The organism is Pseudomonas sp. NCIMB 10586, from assembly GCF_023127895.1.
GTDB lineage: Bacteria > Pseudomonadota > Gammaproteobacteria > Pseudomonadales > Pseudomonadaceae > Aquipseudomonas > Aquipseudomonas synxantha_A.
In genome coordinates, this window is sequence record NZ_SPKQ01000007.1 from 41,837 (window position 1) to 56,541 (window position 14,705).

The 14,705-nt window shown below is 60.7% G+C and carries 17 protein-coding genes; 8 read left to right on the forward strand and 9 right to left on the reverse strand.

Annotation, left to right across the window (positions count from 1 at the left end; translation table 11 throughout):
- Positions 1-99: 99 nt before the first annotated feature.
- The gene (locus E4P01_RS02295; protein WP_216090523.1) at positions 100-1,029 is read right to left on the reverse strand and encodes a zinc ABC transporter substrate-binding protein; all 930 of its coding nucleotides are present in this window, start codon (positions 1,027-1,029) and stop codon (positions 100-102) included.
- A 46-nt stretch (positions 1,030-1,075) separates the two neighbouring features.
- Between E4P01_RS02295 and E4P01_RS02300 the strand changes: the two genes are divergently transcribed.
- From E4P01_RS02300 to E4P01_RS02315, 4 genes are read left to right on the forward strand one after another with little or no spacing between them, the layout of a single operon-like run.
- Positions 1,076-1,570 carry a Fur family transcriptional regulator gene (locus tag E4P01_RS02300; RefSeq protein WP_177327430.1) on the forward strand — a complete coding sequence of 165 codons (495 nt, stop codon included), beginning with the start codon at positions 1,076-1,078 and terminating at the stop codon, positions 1,568-1,570.
- Positions 1,570-2,340: a zinc ABC transporter ATP-binding protein ZnuC gene (gene znuC / locus E4P01_RS02305; protein WP_005783440.1), complete on the forward strand. Its 771-nt coding sequence runs from the start codon at positions 1,570-1,572 to the stop codon at positions 2,338-2,340. Before E4P01_RS02300 ends, znuC begins: the two co-directional genes overlap by 1 nt.
- Positions 2,333-3,121, forward strand: a complete 789-nt coding sequence (gene znuB / locus E4P01_RS02310) for a zinc ABC transporter permease subunit ZnuB (protein ID WP_032878556.1) — start codon at positions 2,333-2,335, stop codon at positions 3,119-3,121. Before znuC ends, znuB begins: the two co-directional genes overlap by 8 nt.
- A gap of 37 nt (positions 3,122-3,158) precedes the next feature.
- Complete coding sequence (locus tag E4P01_RS02315) at positions 3,159-3,878, forward strand: PA5502 family lipoprotein (protein WP_005783438.1); 720 nt, start codon at positions 3,159-3,161, stop codon at positions 3,876-3,878.
- A 100-nt stretch (positions 3,879-3,978) separates the two neighbouring features.
- Here the strand turns inward: E4P01_RS02315 and katE are convergent, their stop codons facing one another.
- The gene (gene katE / locus E4P01_RS02320; protein ID WP_216090522.1) at positions 3,979-6,120 is read right to left on the reverse strand and encodes a catalase HPII; all 2,142 of its coding nucleotides are present in this window, start codon (positions 6,118-6,120) and stop codon (positions 3,979-3,981) included.
- A 265-nt stretch (positions 6,121-6,385) separates the two neighbouring features.
- Here katE and E4P01_RS02325 point away from each other — a divergent pair, with 265 nt between their 5' ends.
- Genes E4P01_RS02325 through E4P01_RS02335 form a run of 3 tightly spaced genes read left to right on the forward strand, consistent with a single transcriptional unit; the run spans position 6,386 to position 8,889 of the window.
- Positions 6,386-7,393 carry a methionine ABC transporter ATP-binding protein gene (locus E4P01_RS02325; protein ID WP_103734077.1) on the forward strand — a complete coding sequence of 336 codons (1,008 nt, stop codon included), beginning with the start codon at positions 6,386-6,388 and terminating at the stop codon, positions 7,391-7,393.
- Complete coding sequence (locus tag E4P01_RS02330; protein ID WP_005783435.1) at positions 7,393-8,067, forward strand: methionine ABC transporter permease; 675 nt, start codon at positions 7,393-7,395, stop codon at positions 8,065-8,067. The genes E4P01_RS02325 and E4P01_RS02330 overlap by 1 nt, the downstream gene beginning before the upstream one ends.
- 51 nt (positions 8,068-8,118) lie before the next feature.
- The gene (locus E4P01_RS02335) at positions 8,119-8,889 is read left to right on the forward strand and encodes a MetQ/NlpA family ABC transporter substrate-binding protein (protein ID WP_032878561.1); all 771 of its coding nucleotides are present in this window, start codon (positions 8,119-8,121) and stop codon (positions 8,887-8,889) included.
- A 143-nt stretch (positions 8,890-9,032) separates the two neighbouring features.
- Here the strand turns inward: E4P01_RS02335 and E4P01_RS02340 are convergent, their stop codons facing one another.
- Genes E4P01_RS02340 through E4P01_RS02360 form a run of 5 tightly spaced genes read right to left on the reverse strand, consistent with a single transcriptional unit; the run spans position 9,033 to position 12,956 of the window.
- On the reverse strand, positions 9,033-9,668 hold the full coding sequence (locus E4P01_RS02340) for an SCO family protein (RefSeq protein ID WP_005783433.1): 636 nt from the start codon (positions 9,666-9,668) through the stop codon (positions 9,033-9,035).
- Complete coding sequence (gene cyoE / locus E4P01_RS02345; protein WP_216090521.1) at positions 9,665-10,564, reverse strand: heme o synthase; 900 nt, start codon at positions 10,562-10,564, stop codon at positions 9,665-9,667. The genes E4P01_RS02340 and cyoE overlap by 4 nt, the downstream gene beginning before the upstream one ends.
- Positions 10,552-11,631, reverse strand: coding sequence for a COX15/CtaA family protein (locus E4P01_RS02350; RefSeq protein WP_216090520.1), 1,080 nt, complete (start codon positions 11,629-11,631; stop codon positions 10,552-10,554). Before E4P01_RS02350 ends, cyoE begins: the two co-directional genes overlap by 13 nt.
- A gap of 10 nt (positions 11,632-11,641) precedes the next feature.
- The gene (locus E4P01_RS02355; protein ID WP_005783430.1) at positions 11,642-12,226 is read right to left on the reverse strand and encodes a hypothetical protein; all 585 of its coding nucleotides are present in this window, start codon (positions 12,224-12,226) and stop codon (positions 11,642-11,644) included.
- The gene (locus E4P01_RS02360; protein ID WP_078822714.1) at positions 12,192-12,956 is read right to left on the reverse strand and encodes an SURF1 family protein; all 765 of its coding nucleotides are present in this window, start codon (positions 12,954-12,956) and stop codon (positions 12,192-12,194) included. The genes E4P01_RS02355 and E4P01_RS02360 overlap by 35 nt, the downstream gene beginning before the upstream one ends.
- Before the next feature lie 32 nt (positions 12,957-12,988).
- Between E4P01_RS02360 and E4P01_RS02365 the strand changes: the two genes are divergently transcribed.
- Positions 12,989-13,192 (forward strand): twin transmembrane helix small protein, encoded by a 204-nt coding sequence (locus E4P01_RS02365; protein WP_032878566.1) that lies wholly within the window; start codon positions 12,989-12,991, stop codon positions 13,190-13,192.
- Between the two features lie 6 nt (positions 13,193-13,198).
- Here E4P01_RS02365 and E4P01_RS02370 read toward each other — a convergent pair whose 3' ends face one another.
- Both E4P01_RS02370 and E4P01_RS02375 read right to left on the reverse strand, forming a co-directional pair.
- Positions 13,199-14,086 carry a cytochrome c oxidase subunit 3 gene (locus E4P01_RS02370; RefSeq protein ID WP_005783427.1) on the reverse strand — a complete coding sequence of 296 codons (888 nt, stop codon included), beginning with the start codon at positions 14,084-14,086 and terminating at the stop codon, positions 13,199-13,201.
- A gap of 35 nt (positions 14,087-14,121) precedes the next feature.
- Positions 14,122-14,673: a cytochrome c oxidase assembly protein gene (locus E4P01_RS02375; RefSeq protein ID WP_078822713.1), complete on the reverse strand. Its 552-nt coding sequence runs from the start codon at positions 14,671-14,673 to the stop codon at positions 14,122-14,124.
- Positions 14,674-14,705 lie beyond the last annotated feature (32 nt).

Sequence of the window (14,705 nt, forward strand, 5' to 3'; positions counted from 1 at the left end):
TCAAAACAATGTGGGAGCTGGCTTGCCTGCGATAGCGGTGTCGACTGACACGCCGCCATCGCGGGCAAGCCCGCTCCCACATTGGTTATGCGGCGATGGTTAAAGCGACTCCAGACAGCCAGCCAAATCATTACCTAGCTTCTCCAGGACCTGCTCATAACCCTGAGCGGTAGCCGGGGTATAGCCACCCAACGCATCCAGCTCCGCCAACTTCACCGGCAACCCGGCAACCAGCGTCTCGGCCAATCGCGGCCGCAGCGGCGGCTCGCTGAACACGCAGGTCTTACCCACCTCCTGCAAGCGCGTACGCATCGCCGCCACATGCTGGGCGCCTGGCTGCACCTCGGCGGCCACGCTGAACACGCCGGCGTGCTTAAGGCCGTAAGCCTCTTCGAAGTAATCGAAGGCTTCGTGGAACACGAAGTAAGGCTTGCCTTCGACACCCGTCAAACGCGTTTTCAAGCGCGCATCCAGCGCGTCCAGACGGCCATCGAATGCCTTGGCATTCGCCTGGTAACGCTCGGCGTTCGCAGGATCGGCCGTGCTAAGGTCGGCAGCCATCCGGTTGGCGATTACCCGCGCATTGACTGTCGATAGCCACAAGTGTGCATCGACGCTGCCAGGTCGATGATCATGGTCATGCTCGTCGGCATCGTCGGCGTGGGAATGGCTATCTTCGCCGAAAATACGTAATTTCATCCCTGGCAGGTCCTGCACCGCCACGGTATTTGCCGTACGGCCTTTCAACACGCGCGGCAAAAAGGTTTCCATGTCCGGTCCGATCCAATACAACAGGTCCACCGACTGCACGCGCCGTACGTCGGATGGGCGCAATGCGAAGTTATGCGGCGACGCACCCGGCGGCAGCAATACCTGCGGAACCGCCACACCGTCCTGCACCGCCGCAGCAATCAGCTGCAACGGCTTGATGCTGGTCAGCACCTTCACATCGGCCTGAGCGGCACCCGCAACGAACAAACTGGTGACAAATACGACAAAAACGGGAAAAAGTCGGGACACGATGACCACTCAATGGCGTAGGAACGGGTAACATAATAACGTCTCTATCAAATATCTGTCGCCGCTCATGCCTAAAACACCGCTTGCCAGCCGTCCCCACGACCACTCTCACTGCGTGCACACCGCATTGTCAGAGGCCGATACCCTGTGCGCACAAAAAGGCTTGCGCCTGACCGCCTTGCGTCGTCGGGTGCTGGAGTTGGTGTGGCAGAGCCACAAACCGCTGGGCGCGTACGACATTCTTGGCGTACTCAGCGAACAGGACGGCCGCCGCGCTGCACCACCTACCGTGTACCGCGCACTGGATTTCCTGCTGGAAAATGGCCTGGTTCACCGTATCGCCTCGCTCAACGCGTTTGTCGGCTGCAACCACCCGGAGCACGCGCATCAGGGCCAGTTCCTGATCTGTCGCGAGTGCCACGCGGCCATCGAGCTTGAACAAAAAAGCATCAGTGACGCCATTATCCAAAGCTCTGCCGACGTCGGCTTCAAGGTCGAGGGGCAAACGGTTGAAGTGGTCGGCCTGTGCGCGGGCTGCCAGGGGGCTTGATGAGCAACGCGTTGATCCGTCTGGAGCAGGTCGGCGTCACGTTCGCCGGACAGAACGTGCTGGAAAACATCGCGCTGAGCGTGGAGCCGGGGCAAATCGTCACGTTGATCGGCCCCAATGGCGCAGGCAAGACCACCTTGGTGCGCGCCGTGCTTGGCCTGCTCAAGCCCGACAGCGGCAGTGTATGGCGCAAGCCCAAACTGCGCGTGGGCTATATGCCGCAAAAACTGCACGTGGACCCGACCCTGCCGCTGTCCGTATTGCGCTTCCTGCGCCTGGTGCCCGGTGTCGACCGCGCCCGTGCACAGGCCGCGCTCAAGGAAGTCGGCGCCGAGCAGGTGATCGACAGCCCGGTACAAAGCATCTCCGGCGGCGAAATGCAGCGCGTGCTGCTGGCCCGCGCCTTGTTGCGCGAGCCAGAGTTGCTGGTGCTCGATGAGCCCGTACAAGGCGTCGACGTCGCCGGCCAGGCCGAGTTGTACAGCCTGATCACCCGCCTGCGCGACCGCCATGGCTGCGGCGTGCTGATGGTCTCCCATGATCTGCACCTGGTGATGAGCACCACCGACCAGGTGGTCTGCCTCAACCGCCACGTGTGCTGCTCCGGCCACCCGGAACAGGTCAGTGGCGACCCGGCGTTCGTGGAACTGTTCGGCAAAAACGCCCAGAGCCTGGCGATCTATCACCATCATCACGACCACGCCCATGACCTGCATGGTGCCGTTGTCGATACTCCCCACGTTCATGGAGATAGCTGCAAGCATGGCTGATTTTCTGCTCTACGCCCTGCTGGCAGGCTTGGCTCTGGCACTGGTGGCGGGCCCGCTGGGCTCGTTTGTGGTCTGGCGGCGCATGGCCTATTTCGGTGACACCTTGTCCCATGCGGCGTTGCTGGGCGTGGCCATGGGCTTTCTGCTGGACGTGAGCCCGACCATCGCCGTAACCGTGGGCTGCCTGCTGCTGGCGGTACTGCTGGTGACCTTGCAACAACGCCAGCCGCTGGCCTCCGACACCCTGCTGGGCATCCTCGCGCCAAGCACCCTGTCCCTGGGCCTGGTGGTATTGAGCTTCATGCATGAAGTGCGTATCGACCTGATGGCCTACCTGTTCGGCGACCTGCTGGCGATCAGCCCGACTGATCTGGCCTGGATCCTCGGCGGCAGCGCTGGCGTACTGGTGTTGTTGGTGGCCCTGTGGCGCCCGATGCTGGCGATCACCGTGCATGAAGAACTCGCCAGGGTTGAAGGCTTGCCCGTCGCGGGGCTGCGCATGGCCCTGATGTTGCTCATCGCCGTGGTGATCGCTGTCGCGATGAAGATAGTCGGCGTATTGTTGATCACGTCGCTGCTGATCATTCCCGCCGCCGCCGCCCAGCGTCATGCCCGCTCACCGGAGCAGATGGCAATCGGCGCCAGCCTGTTGGGAATGTGCGCAGTGTGCGGGGGCCTGGCGCTGTCCTGGTTCAAGGACACGCCAGCCGGGCCGTCGATTGTGGTTACGGCGGCCGCCCTGTTTCTGCTGAGTTTTGTCCTGCCCCGTCGAGGGGTGTAGACTTGCTCGCTTTTTGCGCAAATAGAGAGTCGCAGGAATGAAGCCGTTCACCTCCCGTTATCTGCTCCTTGCCGCATTTTCCCTGCTGCTGGGTGCCTGTCAAAGCACGCCGCCCGCTGCCCCCGAGGCCCCGGACGCACGCGCTGTGGCCATCGCGCAGCTGGAGCAAAACCTGGCCAGCAGCGAACTGGCAACCGCCGAAGACCAACTTGCGGCGTTGCAGGCCCAGTCCCCCAACGATCCCGCACTTGAGGCCTATCAGCGTCAACTGGCCGAAGCCTACCTGCAGCGCAGCCAGATCGTGCTGCAAAAAGGCGATGTCAACGCCGCCGCCACCGCACTGAGCCGGGCCCGCGCGCTGATGCCAAAAGCCCCGGCACTGACCGGTGGCGTCAACAGCGCTATCAGCCATGCGCGCAAGGCCGAGCTGGATCAGGCAGAAGCCGCGTTGAAAGCCGCCGAAGCCAAGCCTGCGGCCAAGGTCATCGACCCCGCAGCGCCGAGCACTACCGTGGCGCTGAACCTCGCGGATGTCGAAGACATGCGTCATCAGTTGGACGCCATCGCCACCGACGTGGTGAATTACCAGTGCGATGTCAGCATCCAGGTGCCACGCACCCAGGATTACCCGTGGCTGGCCACATTGCTGACCAAACGGGTGAAACGAATTGATTCGGGGTATGACTTGAAGATTCACCGGCAGATCCTGAAACACATTCCGGCGCAGGTTGTGCTGATTCCGCGCAAGGCGGACTAAAAGCATCGTAGGCAAGCCAGCTCCCACATTTGAAGGGTGAACACATTCACGTGTGGGAGCTGGCTTGCCTGCGATGACGATCTAACAAACAACCGATAATTTAAGCCGGAATCGCCTTGGATTTCGGCTCCCGCTCCCAAACCCGATGCTGTGCAATCGCAGCAAAGAACGCCTTGAACGCCTTGGCATCAGCGCCCACGATCAAGCCCGCATCCGCTTCCAGCTTCAGCAAGTCCAGCAACGGTTTCACATCACTGGCCACCGCAATCGCCTTGAGGTGCTTGTACGCTTCCAGTACGTAATGCAACGCCACGCCATCGCCGCTCAACGCCTTCACCGAGTCCTTACCGCCCGGGATAAACACCGCGTCGAAGGCAATGGACGGCATGCCTTCCATCGAAGCGTCTACGGGTAGCGTCTTGCCATCGGCAGTGGTCACAGGCGCCGAAGTCGGGCCCAGCAACTTGGCATGGGCACCCTCTGCCTCCAGCGCTGCCTTGAGCGCATCAATTGCCGCACCATCAACGCCGTTAGCCGCCAGAATCGCCACCTTGCGCGTCTTGATATCGCCAGACAGCAAATTCACCTGGCTCAATGCCGGTGATTCCTTCAGCGATGTTTCACGTGCGGGCACCGTGCCCTTGGTCGGCGCTGGCAAGCCCAGGTTCTGCGCCAAGCGTTTGGCCAGTTCCAGGTCAATGTTGGCCAGGATCTCGTTGACTTGACGCGCCCGGATAAACTCGCGCTCAACCTTGCCCAACTCGAAGCTGTAGGCCGCGATGATGTGCTCTTTCTCGTGGTGGCTCATGCTGTTGTAAAACAACGTGGCCTGGGAGAAATGGTCGCCGAACGACTCGCTGCGCTCGCGCACTTTATTGGCATCGACGCGCTCGTAGTAGGACTCGAAACCTCCATCGGCAGGACCGGCAGGCGTTTCTTTCGGCCAGCCACCATCAATCGAGTTCGGCTCGTACGAGGCCCGCCCTTTATCGATCACGGTGCGATGTTGAGCGTCGCGCTGGCCGTTATGGAAAGGCACTACCGGGCGGTTGATCGGAATCTCATGGAAGTTGGGGCCGCCCAACCGACTGATCTGCGTATCCGTGTAGGAAAACAAGCGGCCTTGCAGCAGCGGGTCGTTGGTAAAGTCGATGCCCGGCACGATATGGCCAGGGCAAAACGCGACCTGCTCGACTTCAGCGAAGAAGTTATCCGGGTTACGGTTGAGCACCATCTTGCCCAGCGGTGTGATCGGCACCAGCTCTTCAGGGATAATTTTGGTCGGGTCGAGCAAGTCGAAATCGAACTTGTGTTCGTCTTCTTCCGCCACGATCTGCACACCCAGTTCCCACTCGGGGTAATCGCCGCTCTCAATCGATTCCCACAGGTCACGGCGGTGATAGTCCGTGTCCTTACCGGCCAGCTTTTGCGCCTCGTCCCATACCAGGGAGCACGTGCCTACTTTTGGGCGCCAGTGAAATTTCACGAAGCTGGATTTACCTTCGGTATTGATCAAGCGGAAGGTGTGCACACCAAAACCCTGCATGGCGCGCAGGCTTTTTGGAATCGCCCGGTCAGACATGGCCCAGATCACCATGTGCGCCGACTCCGGCTGCAACGACACGAAATCCCAGAAGGTGTCGTGTGCCGAGCCGCCGGTAGGTATCTCGTTGTGCGGCTCAGGTTTTACCGCGTGTACAAAGTCAGGAAACTTGATCGCATCCTGAATGAAAAACACCGGCATGTTGTTGCCCACCAGGTCGAAGTTGCCTTCGTCGGTGAAGAACTTCACGGCAAAACCGCGCACATCGCGCACGGTGTCGCCGGAACCGCGCGGGCCCTGCACCGTGGAAAAACGCGCGAATACCGGCGTTTTATGCTCGGGCGTGCGCAGGAAACCGGCCTTGGTCAGTGCCGAATGGTCACCATAGCTCTGGAAATAACCATGGGCGCCGGTACCACGGGCATGCACGATGCGCTCGGGGATACGCTCATGGTCAAAGTGCGTGATCTTTTCACGCATGATGAAGTCTTCCAGCAGCGAAGGGCCACGGGCGCCGACTTTCAGGCTGTTCTGGTTGTCGGAAATCTTCACGCCCTGGTTGGTGCGCAGGGCCTGGCCGGTGGCATCGGAACGGAATTCTTCCAACGCCTGCAATTTGGCGTTGGTATTGCCTCGGTCCAGGGTATCAGTGCCCGCGACTTCACTCTTGGGCGGGGTGGCTGGCTTCTTGGTACTCATCAGTCAAAACTCCTTAGTCAAAGTGGCCAGAGCGGTCCCCGGCTCGTTTGAGCGAAACCCCAGGCACGGCACCCGGGAGATCGAATTGCTTAAGTAGTGACTGACAGGGTTTTGCGCCGTTCCTTTTTTATGACCTTTGGTCTCGTTATTGCCAAATCGCTGGATGGATACGAAATAAATGCTAAGAAACACTAGATGGACAGGCTAAAATGCGCGCCCGGCTAACCGCTGATCCCTTTTCAATGCGCCCCACAAGGTTCGCTACGTGATCGAGTTTCAAAACGTCCATAAAACCTACCGCGTCGCCGGTAAGGATATCCCCGCACTGCACCCCACCAGCCTGCGCGTCGCCAATGGCCAGGTGTTTGGCCTGATTGGCCACTCGGGTGCGGGTAAAAGCACACTGCTGCGCCTGATCAACCGCCTGGAAGAACCCAGCGGCGGGCAGATCACGGTCGACGATGAAGAAGTCACCGCCCTGGATGCCAACGGCCTACGCCGCTTCCGTCAGCAGGTCGGGATGATCTTCCAGCACTTCAACCTGCTGGCGTCCAAGACCGTGGCCGACAACGTCGCTCTGCCACTGACGCTTGCCGGTGAATTGTCGCGCAAGGAGATCGACCAGCGCGTGGCTGAGCTGCTTGCTCGCGTCGGCCTGTCGGACCACGCCAGGAAGTACCCGGCGCAGTTGTCCGGCGGTCAGAAACAGCGCGTCGGTATTGCCCGCGCCCTGGCGACCAAGCCAAAGATCCTGCTGTGCGACGAAGCCACCAGCGCCCTCGACCCACAGACCACCGCGTCAGTCCTGCAACTGTTGGCCGAGATCAACCGCGAACTGAACCTGACCATCGTGCTGATCACCCATGAAATGGATGTGATCCGCCGCGTGTGTGACCAAGTTGCAGTGATGGACGCTGGCGTGATCGTCGAGCAAGGTTCGGTCGCCGATGTGTTCCTGCACCCAAAGCATCCGACCACCAAGCGTTTCGTTCAGGAAGCCGAACAGGTTGACGAAGGCGAGCAGCGCGACGACTTCGCCCACGTGCCGGGCCGCATCGTACGCCTGACGTTCCAGGGCGATGCGACCTACGCGCCATTGCTGGGTACCGTCGCTCGCGAAACAGGCGTGGACTACAGCATCCTGGCCGGTCGTATCGACCGCATCAAAGACATCCCTTACGGGCAACTGACCCTCGCCGTCACCGGCGGTGACATGGAGGCCGCGTTTGCGCGCTTCACCGCCGCCGACGTTCACATGGAGGTCCTGCGCTGATGGACGTTTTCCTGAGTTTCTTTGCCAATATCGACTGGTCCGAAATCTGGCTCGCCACCGGCGACACCATGACCATGCTGTTCGGCTCGCTGTTCTTCACCGTGCTGTTGGGCCTGCCTCTGGGTGTGCTGCTGTTCCTGACCAGCCCGCGCCAACTGTTCGAACAAAAAGGCCTGTACGCGCTGCTGTCGCTGATCGTGAATATTCTGCGCTCGCTGCCGTTCATCATTCTGTTGATCGTGATGATTCCGTTCACCGTCCTGATCACCGGTACATCGCTGGGCGTTGCCGGCGCGATCCCGCCGCTGGTCGTAGGTGCTACGCCATTCTTTGCGCGGCTGGTAGAAACGGCCCTGCGCGAAGTCGACCGCGGCATCATCGAAGCCACCCAATCTATGGGTGCGAGCACCCGCCAGATCATCACCAACGCCTTGTTGCCCGAGGCCCGCCCCGGCATTTTTGCGGCGATTACGGTGACGGCGATTACACTGGTTTCCTACACGGCCATGGCCGGTGTAGTCGGAGCTGGTGGCCTGGGTGACCTGGCGATCCGTTTTGGTTACCAGCGCTTCCAGACCGATGTGATGGTAGTCACCGTGGTAATGCTGTTGATCCTGGTGCAAATTCTGCAAACCGTCGGCGACAGGCTGGTGGTGCATTTTTCTCGAAAATAACGGCCATTGCCGGCTCACAGCCGGCAGATGCCCGAACAAGGAGCTTGCTGGATGAAAAAACTACTGGTTGCCTTCGCTGCCGTTGCCGCGTTTTCCGCCCATGCCGAGACGATCAAGGTCGCTGCCTCGCCGGTGCCTCATGCGGAAATCCTCGAATTCGTGAAGCCCGCCCTTGCCAAAGAAGGCGTGGATTTGCAGGTTAAGGTTTTCACCGATTACGTGCAGCCAAACGTGCAGGTGGCTGAAAAACGCCTGGACGCCAACTTCTTCCAGCACCAGCCGTACCTGGATGAGTTCAACAAGGCCAAGGGTACTCACCTGGTGAGCGTTGGCGGCGTGCACCTGGAGCCGCTGGGCGCCTACTCCAGCAAGTACAAGAAACTGGCCGACCTGCCTGACGGCGCCAACGTGGTGATCCCTAACGACGCCACCAACGGCGGTCGTGCGCTGTTGCTGCTGGCCAAGAACGGTCTGATCACCCTGAAGGACCCGACCAACATCCTGTCGACCATCAAGGACATCACCGGCAACGATAAAAACCTGAAGTTCCGCGAACTGGAAGCCGCCACCCTGCCGCGCGTGCTGACCCAGGTCGACCTGGCGCTGATCAACACCAACTACGCCCTGGAAGCCAAGCTGGATCCATCCAAGGACGCCCTGGTCATCGAAGGCAGCGACTCGCCTTATGTGAACATCCTGGTGACCCGCGAAGACAACAAGGATTCGGACGCAGTGAAGAAGCTGGTTGCAGCCTTGCACACGCCTGAAGTGAAAAAATTCATCGAAGAGAAGTACAAAGGCGCGATCAAGCCGGCGTTCTGACCCGCCTAGATCTCCAAAACACTGAAGATCAAAAATGTGGGAGGGGGCTTGCTCCCGATAGCAGGGTGTCAGTCGATGCATGAGCTGACTGACCCACCGCTATCGGGAGCAAGCCCCCTCCCACATTTGGTTTTGTGTTGTCTTTACTTGCGTTGGAGCAAGCCTGGCAACTGCGCTACCAGCTTCTGGTTGTTCAACGGCGCACGGATAAACCCACGCTGGGTACCGTCCGGGCCGATCAGCGCCAGGTTGCCGCTGTGGTCCACGGTGTAATTCGGCTTGCTGGTATCTGCCGGAATGAAGGGGATGCTCACGGCATTCGAAACCTTCTGCACATCCTCAACATTCGCGCCGGTCAGGCCCTGGAATTGCGGGTCGAAGTAACCCAGGTACTGCTTGAGCTGGGCCGGAGTATCGCGGTTCGGATCGACGCTGACCAAAATCACCTGCAACTTATCCACAGCCTCTTTAGGCAGCTCGCTCTTGATCTGGCGCAGCTGGGCGAGGGTGGTCGGGCAGATGTCCGGGCAGAAGGTGTAGCCGAAGAACAACAGACTCCACTTGCCTTTCAATTCATTGGCCAGCACCGGCTGGCCGTCCTGGTTGGTCATGCTCACTGCGGGCAACTGGCGGCTTTGCGGCAGCAGGATGATGCCGGCGTCGATCAGCGCGGTCGGGTCGCCCTGGCCTTTGCCCGAGAGCACTTTGTTGACGGTCAGGCCCATGATCAACGCCACCAGGGCCACGAGGATGAAGACGGTTTTTTGAGTTCGAGTCATAGGTTCAACAGTAAGTAGTGGTCTACGAGCAGGGCGATAAACAGCAGCAACAAGTACCAGATAGAGTACTTGAACGTGTTGATCGCCGCGTGCGGCTGGCTGCCACGGTACAGCACCCAGGCCCATTGCAGAAAGCGTGCGCCCAAAACCAGGGCACAGGCCAGGTAGAGCACGCCACTCATATGGATGACATAGGGCATCAGGCTCACCGCCAGCAAGGCGAAGGTATATAGCAGGATATGCACCTTGGTGTAGTGCTCACCATGGGTGACCGGCAACATGGGGATGTCGGCCTTGGCGTATTCCTCTTTGCGGTGAATGGCCAGCGCCCAGAAGTGCGGCGGGGTCCAGGCGAAGATAATCAGCACCAACAGCAGGGGTTCGGCACTCACATGCCCGGTGACGGCCACCCAACCCAGCAGCGGCGGCGCTGCGCCGGCCAGGCCACCGATGACGATATTTTGCGGCGTCGCCCGCTTGAGAAAACCGGTGTAGATCAACGCGTACCCGAGCAGCGACGCCAATGTCAGCCAGGCCGCCAGCGGGTTGGTGAACGCCAACAGCAGCGCCAGGCCCGCCACCGCCAGCAACAACGCAAAGGCCAATGCTGCAGCGGGCGATACACGGCCCTCAGCCAGTGGCCGCTTATGGGTGCGCGCCATCAGCGCATCAATCCGCCGATCAACCACATGGTTCACCGCCGCCGCGCCGCCTGCACACAGGGCAATGCCCAGGTTACCGAACACCAGCACCGTCCACGGCACGCCAGCGCGGGTGGCCAGGAACATGCCCACCAGCGAGGTGATCAGCATCAGCACCACCACTTTGGGCTTGGTCAGCTCCAGATAGTCACGCCAGATTGCCCGATCGTGACCTGCGCCGATCAGGGTCGCCATGGCATCTCTCCTTTAACGGTGATCAGGCCTGAGACCTGTTTGCGCGGGATGAACCGCCAACCGAGCGTCAGCGGGGCGCGAACCCGGACCAGGCTCGTGCGGGCGTGGTAATTGACCAGCACCAGGCTCAGCAACAAGGCCGCTCCACCCGCGTTGTGACCCACCGCCACCGGCAGCGGCAGGCCGAACGCCACATTGCTCACACCCAGGCAGATTTGCGCAGCCAGGGCGATCAGCAGCAAGCCCGCCAACCGCGTCATGCCCACTGCACGCAGTTGCCAGGCCAACCCCAATAGCACCAAGGTGACCAGTACCGCGCCGATGCGATGGGTCAGGTGGATCGCCGTGCGCGCCTCGCTATCAAGTTGGCCGCCCAGGTAATTGGGGCCGATATGCTGGGTCAGGTGAAAGCCATTGGCAAAATCCGCCGCCGGCCACCATTGGCCGTGACAGGTCGGTAGGTCGACACAGGCCACGGCCGCGTAGTTGGAACTGACCCAACCGCCCAGCGCGATCTGCCCGATTACCAGTACCAGCCCCGCCGTTGCCCAATATTGCAGGCGCCTGGGCACGATCAGCGCCGGCAGCACGCCGGATAAACGCAGGGTCAGCAAAAACAACAGGCTCAAGGTCGCAAAACCACCCAACAGGTGCCCGGTGACGACTTGTGGCCACAGCTTCAAGGTCACCGTCCACATGCCAAAGGCCGCCTGGGCGAACACCACCACCAATACAAACAATGGCAATTTCACCGGCTGGCCCGGGTCGCGTCGATGGCTCCACGCACGCGCCGCCAGCAGCGCGATCAGCAGACCCAGGGTGCCGGCGAAGTAGCGATGGGTCATTTCTGCCCAGCCCTTATCGGCCTCTACCGGCGTATCCGGAAAATGCAGTTCGGCGTGGGCCAACTGGGCTTCGCTTTGCGGCACGCCGATAAAGCCGTAGCACCCGGGCCAGTCCGGGCAGCCGAGCCCGGCGTGGGTCAGCCGGGTATAGGCACCGAGCAGCACGACGATCAGCGCCAATAAGGTGGCAAACAGCGCGAGGCGAAATCCAGGCTTGGCCATGACGGTGCCCCTATCCGATGTTCGACAGTTTCAGCAGCAGGCGCAGGTCGTTGAGCAAGTCCTTGCCCTTGACCTTGGCGTCGTAGCGCAGCACCAGGTTGCCGTGGGGGTCGACGATCCACAGTTGAGCCTCACCGGGCGCCGCGGCGTTCCTGGCAAAGGTCGACACATCCAGCGGGTAGCGCTGCAGTTGCGGGTACTCAGCCTTGAGCTTGGCCTCATAGTCGGTGCTCAGCGGTTGCGCAGCCGCCAGGGCATGGTTGGCGCGGGACGCATCACGGCCAAGGCTGATTTGCAGTTGGCGCGCCAGGTACACCAGTTGTTGGCAATCGGCGGCGCAGGCGGTGGGTGCGGTGACCAACAGTTGCCACCGACCTTCGCCGGCCTGCACGCCGATATCGGCACGGGTCTGGCCGTTGCCGATCAGTTCACCGTGATAGCTGCGGCTGTCCGGCACCCAGAACTGCAACTTGTACATGAAGGTGGCCAGCGCCATCGGACCGATCACCATCATGAGGATCAAAATCAGCTGCCAGCGCCCTTTGCGCCGGTCCGGCGTTTCAGACGTGCTGGGTGGATTCATGGCCGCTCCCATGGGGCTTCTCCTTTTTGTTGTGCCATCCGAGGTAGAGGTAAAGCACCAGCAGTGCCAGTGCCATGGCGAACCACTGCACTGCGTAGGCCAGGTGTTTTTCCGGGCCCATGGCAACGATAGGCCAGGTGGTTTCGTACGTACCCGGGCCCGCTTCGGCACGCAGTTCGTAGGCAAAGCCGCTGCGCCCCAGCTCGTCCCACAGCGCGGCGGGATGCAGTGCGGTGAGCAAACGTGGCCATTGCGCGCTGGCAGGGTCGGCATGCAGTTGGAAGGTCTCGCCGGGGGCGACGTACACCCAGGCGTCAAGATTCAATGCCTGTTCAGGCGTGGAGAAGGCCGGCGGCGTGCGCCGGTCCGGCCACGGCAACCAGCCGCGATTAAGCAACAGCCACAGGCCGCTAGCCTGGTCCTGAAAGGGTTGCAGCAGCTCGACACCTGCCTTGCCGTCACGCATACGGTTATCCAGCAATATGCTGTGCGCAGCGTCCAATTGCCCGCGAAGATGGACGCGGCGAAAGGCAGGGTCGGCCATATCATTGAGCTGCGCACTGCTGATCGGCTCGGCAGCGCGGCGCTCGGCATAACGCTCCACCAGCAGCTGTTTTTCATGCCCACGGGACAGTTGCCAGAACCCCAGGCTCACCATGAGCGGCAGCAACACCAGCACCACCAGCGTCGGCGCGATACCTGGACGAAAGCGCTGCATGGCACTGGCTATACTGGATCTCATCGCCCCTCCCTCTGTAGCCCTGGAGCCAGACCATGCTCAAAGCAGCCATTGCCCTGATGCTGATCGCGACTGTCGTGAGCCTGTTCAGTGGCCTGTTCTTCCTGGTCAAGGACGAGGGCAACTCCAACCGCCTCGTCACTGCCTTGACCGTGCGTGTGGTACTGGCCGTGATCACCGTGGGCTTGATCGCCTGGGGCTTTTTCAGCGGCCAACTGGTCTCTCATGCGCCTTGGTAATCCGCCTCACAGCACATAAACAAAGAAAAACAACCCGATCCACACCACGTCCACAAAGTGCCAATACCAACTGGCCGCCTCGAAGCCGAACTGGTGCTCGGCGTTGAAATGCCCACGCAGGATGCGCATCAGCATCACGAATAAAATGATGGTGCCGATGGTTACGTGGGCGCCGTGAAAGCCCGTCAGCATGAAGAACGTGGCGCCGTATACCCCTGAACCCAGGGTCAGGCCCAGTTCTTTATAGGCGTGGATGTACTCCTCGGCCTGGAACCCGAGAAACGCCAGGCCCAACAGCACTGTGATCGCCAGCCAGATTTTCAGCGCACCCCGATGGCCTTTACGCAGGGCATGGTGGGCGATGGTGATGGTCACGCTGGAGCTCACCAGCAGGATGGTATTCACCAACGGCAGGCCCCACGGGCTGATGGTGCCTTCAGGCGCAGGATAGAGCTTGGGGTCAGGGTTATTGAGCAAGGGCCAGGCGAACTCGAAGTTCGGCCACAGCATATGCGCAACGCCTTTGGAGCCCTCACCTGCCAGCCATGGCGCCGACATGTGCCGCACATAAAACAACGCACCGAAGAACGCGATAAAGAACATCACCTCCGAAAAGATGAACCAGGTCATGCCCCAGCGAAACGAGCGGTCCATTTGTGCGCTGTACAGCCCGTCGCGACTTTCCTTGATCACAGCACCGAACCAGCCAAACAGCATGTAGGCCAACAACAGGCCGCCGACGAAAAAGATCCACGGCCCGTGGGATTCGGGGCGCGCAGCCTTCAAGTCGTTGAACCACACCGCCAGGCCGTACACGGTGACCAGCAGGCCAATCGTGGCAATTATCGGCCATTTGCTTTGCGCTGGTACGTAGTACGTATCATGAGTCGACATGTATTCGCTCTCCTGATTGAGGGGGCAAACAGTAGCTAGCCCCCGGTCCTCGCGGCCACGGGCGGTTGGCGCGCAGTGATATCGAACAGCGTGTACGCCAGGGTCAAATGCTTCACATCCTTGGGCATCGCGCGGTCGACGATAAAACGCACCGGCATCTCGATGCGCTCACCCGGCTGAAGCACTTGCTGGGTGAAGCAAAAGCATTCGGTCTTGTGGAAATACATGGCCGCTTCGGCCGGGGAAATACTCGGGATCGCCTGGGCGGTCATCGGCTTATTGGTGGGGTTGTAGGCCACGAACAGCATCTCGTTGACCGCCCCCGGGTTGACCACAATCTCATCGGCCTTGGAATGAAATTCCCAGACCATGTCGATGGCGTTGGTGGACAGAAACTGCACCCGAACCTGACGTGAGGGGTCGACCATTTGCTCGCCCTCGTACTGCCCGGCGGTCTTGCCGTTGATGCCGAAGGCCTTGCACATCACGTCGTAGATCGGCACCAGCGCGAAGCCGAAGGCGAACATCGCCAGTACCAGGATCAGCAGGCGGGTGACCAAGCGTTTGATCGGCACGGAGTCAGACATGACACCCACCCAAGGCTGGTGCGCCCCTCCCA

What these genes read in the sequence shown, in the direction of transcription:
- znuC (WP_005783440.1), top strand. Translation starts at nt 1,570, where the DNA reads ATGAGCAACGCGTTGATCCGTCTGGAGCAGGTCGGCGTCACGTTCGCC.
- znuB (WP_032878556.1), top strand. Translation starts at nt 2,333, where the DNA reads ATGGCTGATTTTCTGCTCTACGCCCTGCTGGCAGGCTTGGCTCTGGCA.
- E4P01_RS02315 (WP_005783438.1), top strand. Translation starts at nt 3,159, where the DNA reads ATGAAGCCGTTCACCTCCCGTTATCTGCTCCTTGCCGCATTTTCCCTG.
- katE (WP_216090522.1), bottom strand. Translation starts at nt 6,120, where the DNA reads ATGAGTACCAAGAAGCCAGCCACCCCGCCCAAGAGTGAAGTCGCGGGC.
- E4P01_RS02330 (WP_005783435.1), top strand. Translation starts at nt 7,393, where the DNA reads ATGGACGTTTTCCTGAGTTTCTTTGCCAATATCGACTGGTCCGAAATC.
- E4P01_RS02335 (WP_032878561.1), top strand. Translation starts at nt 8,119, where the DNA reads ATGAAAAAACTACTGGTTGCCTTCGCTGCCGTTGCCGCGTTTTCCGCC.
- E4P01_RS02340 (WP_005783433.1), bottom strand. Translation starts at nt 9,668, where the DNA reads ATGACTCGAACTCAAAAAACCGTCTTCATCCTCGTGGCCCTGGTGGCG.
- cyoE (WP_216090521.1), bottom strand. Translation starts at nt 10,564, where the DNA reads ATGGCGACCCTGATCGGCGCAGGTCACGATCGGGCAATCTGGCGTGAC.
- E4P01_RS02350 (WP_216090520.1), bottom strand. Translation starts at nt 11,631, where the DNA reads ATGGCCAAGCCTGGATTTCGCCTCGCGCTGTTTGCCACCTTATTGGCG.
- E4P01_RS02355 (WP_005783430.1), bottom strand. Translation starts at nt 12,226, where the DNA reads ATGGGAGCGGCCATGAATCCACCCAGCACGTCTGAAACGCCGGACCGG.
- E4P01_RS02360 (WP_078822714.1), bottom strand. Translation starts at nt 12,956, where the DNA reads ATGAGATCCAGTATAGCCAGTGCCATGCAGCGCTTTCGTCCAGGTATC.
- E4P01_RS02365 (WP_032878566.1), top strand. Translation starts at nt 12,989, where the DNA reads ATGCTCAAAGCAGCCATTGCCCTGATGCTGATCGCGACTGTCGTGAGC.
- E4P01_RS02370 (WP_005783427.1), bottom strand. Translation starts at nt 14,086, where the DNA reads ATGTCGACTCATGATACGTACTACGTACCAGCGCAAAGCAAATGGCCG.
- E4P01_RS02375 (WP_078822713.1), bottom strand. Translation starts at nt 14,673, where the DNA reads ATGTCTGACTCCGTGCCGATCAAACGCTTGGTCACCCGCCTGCTGATC.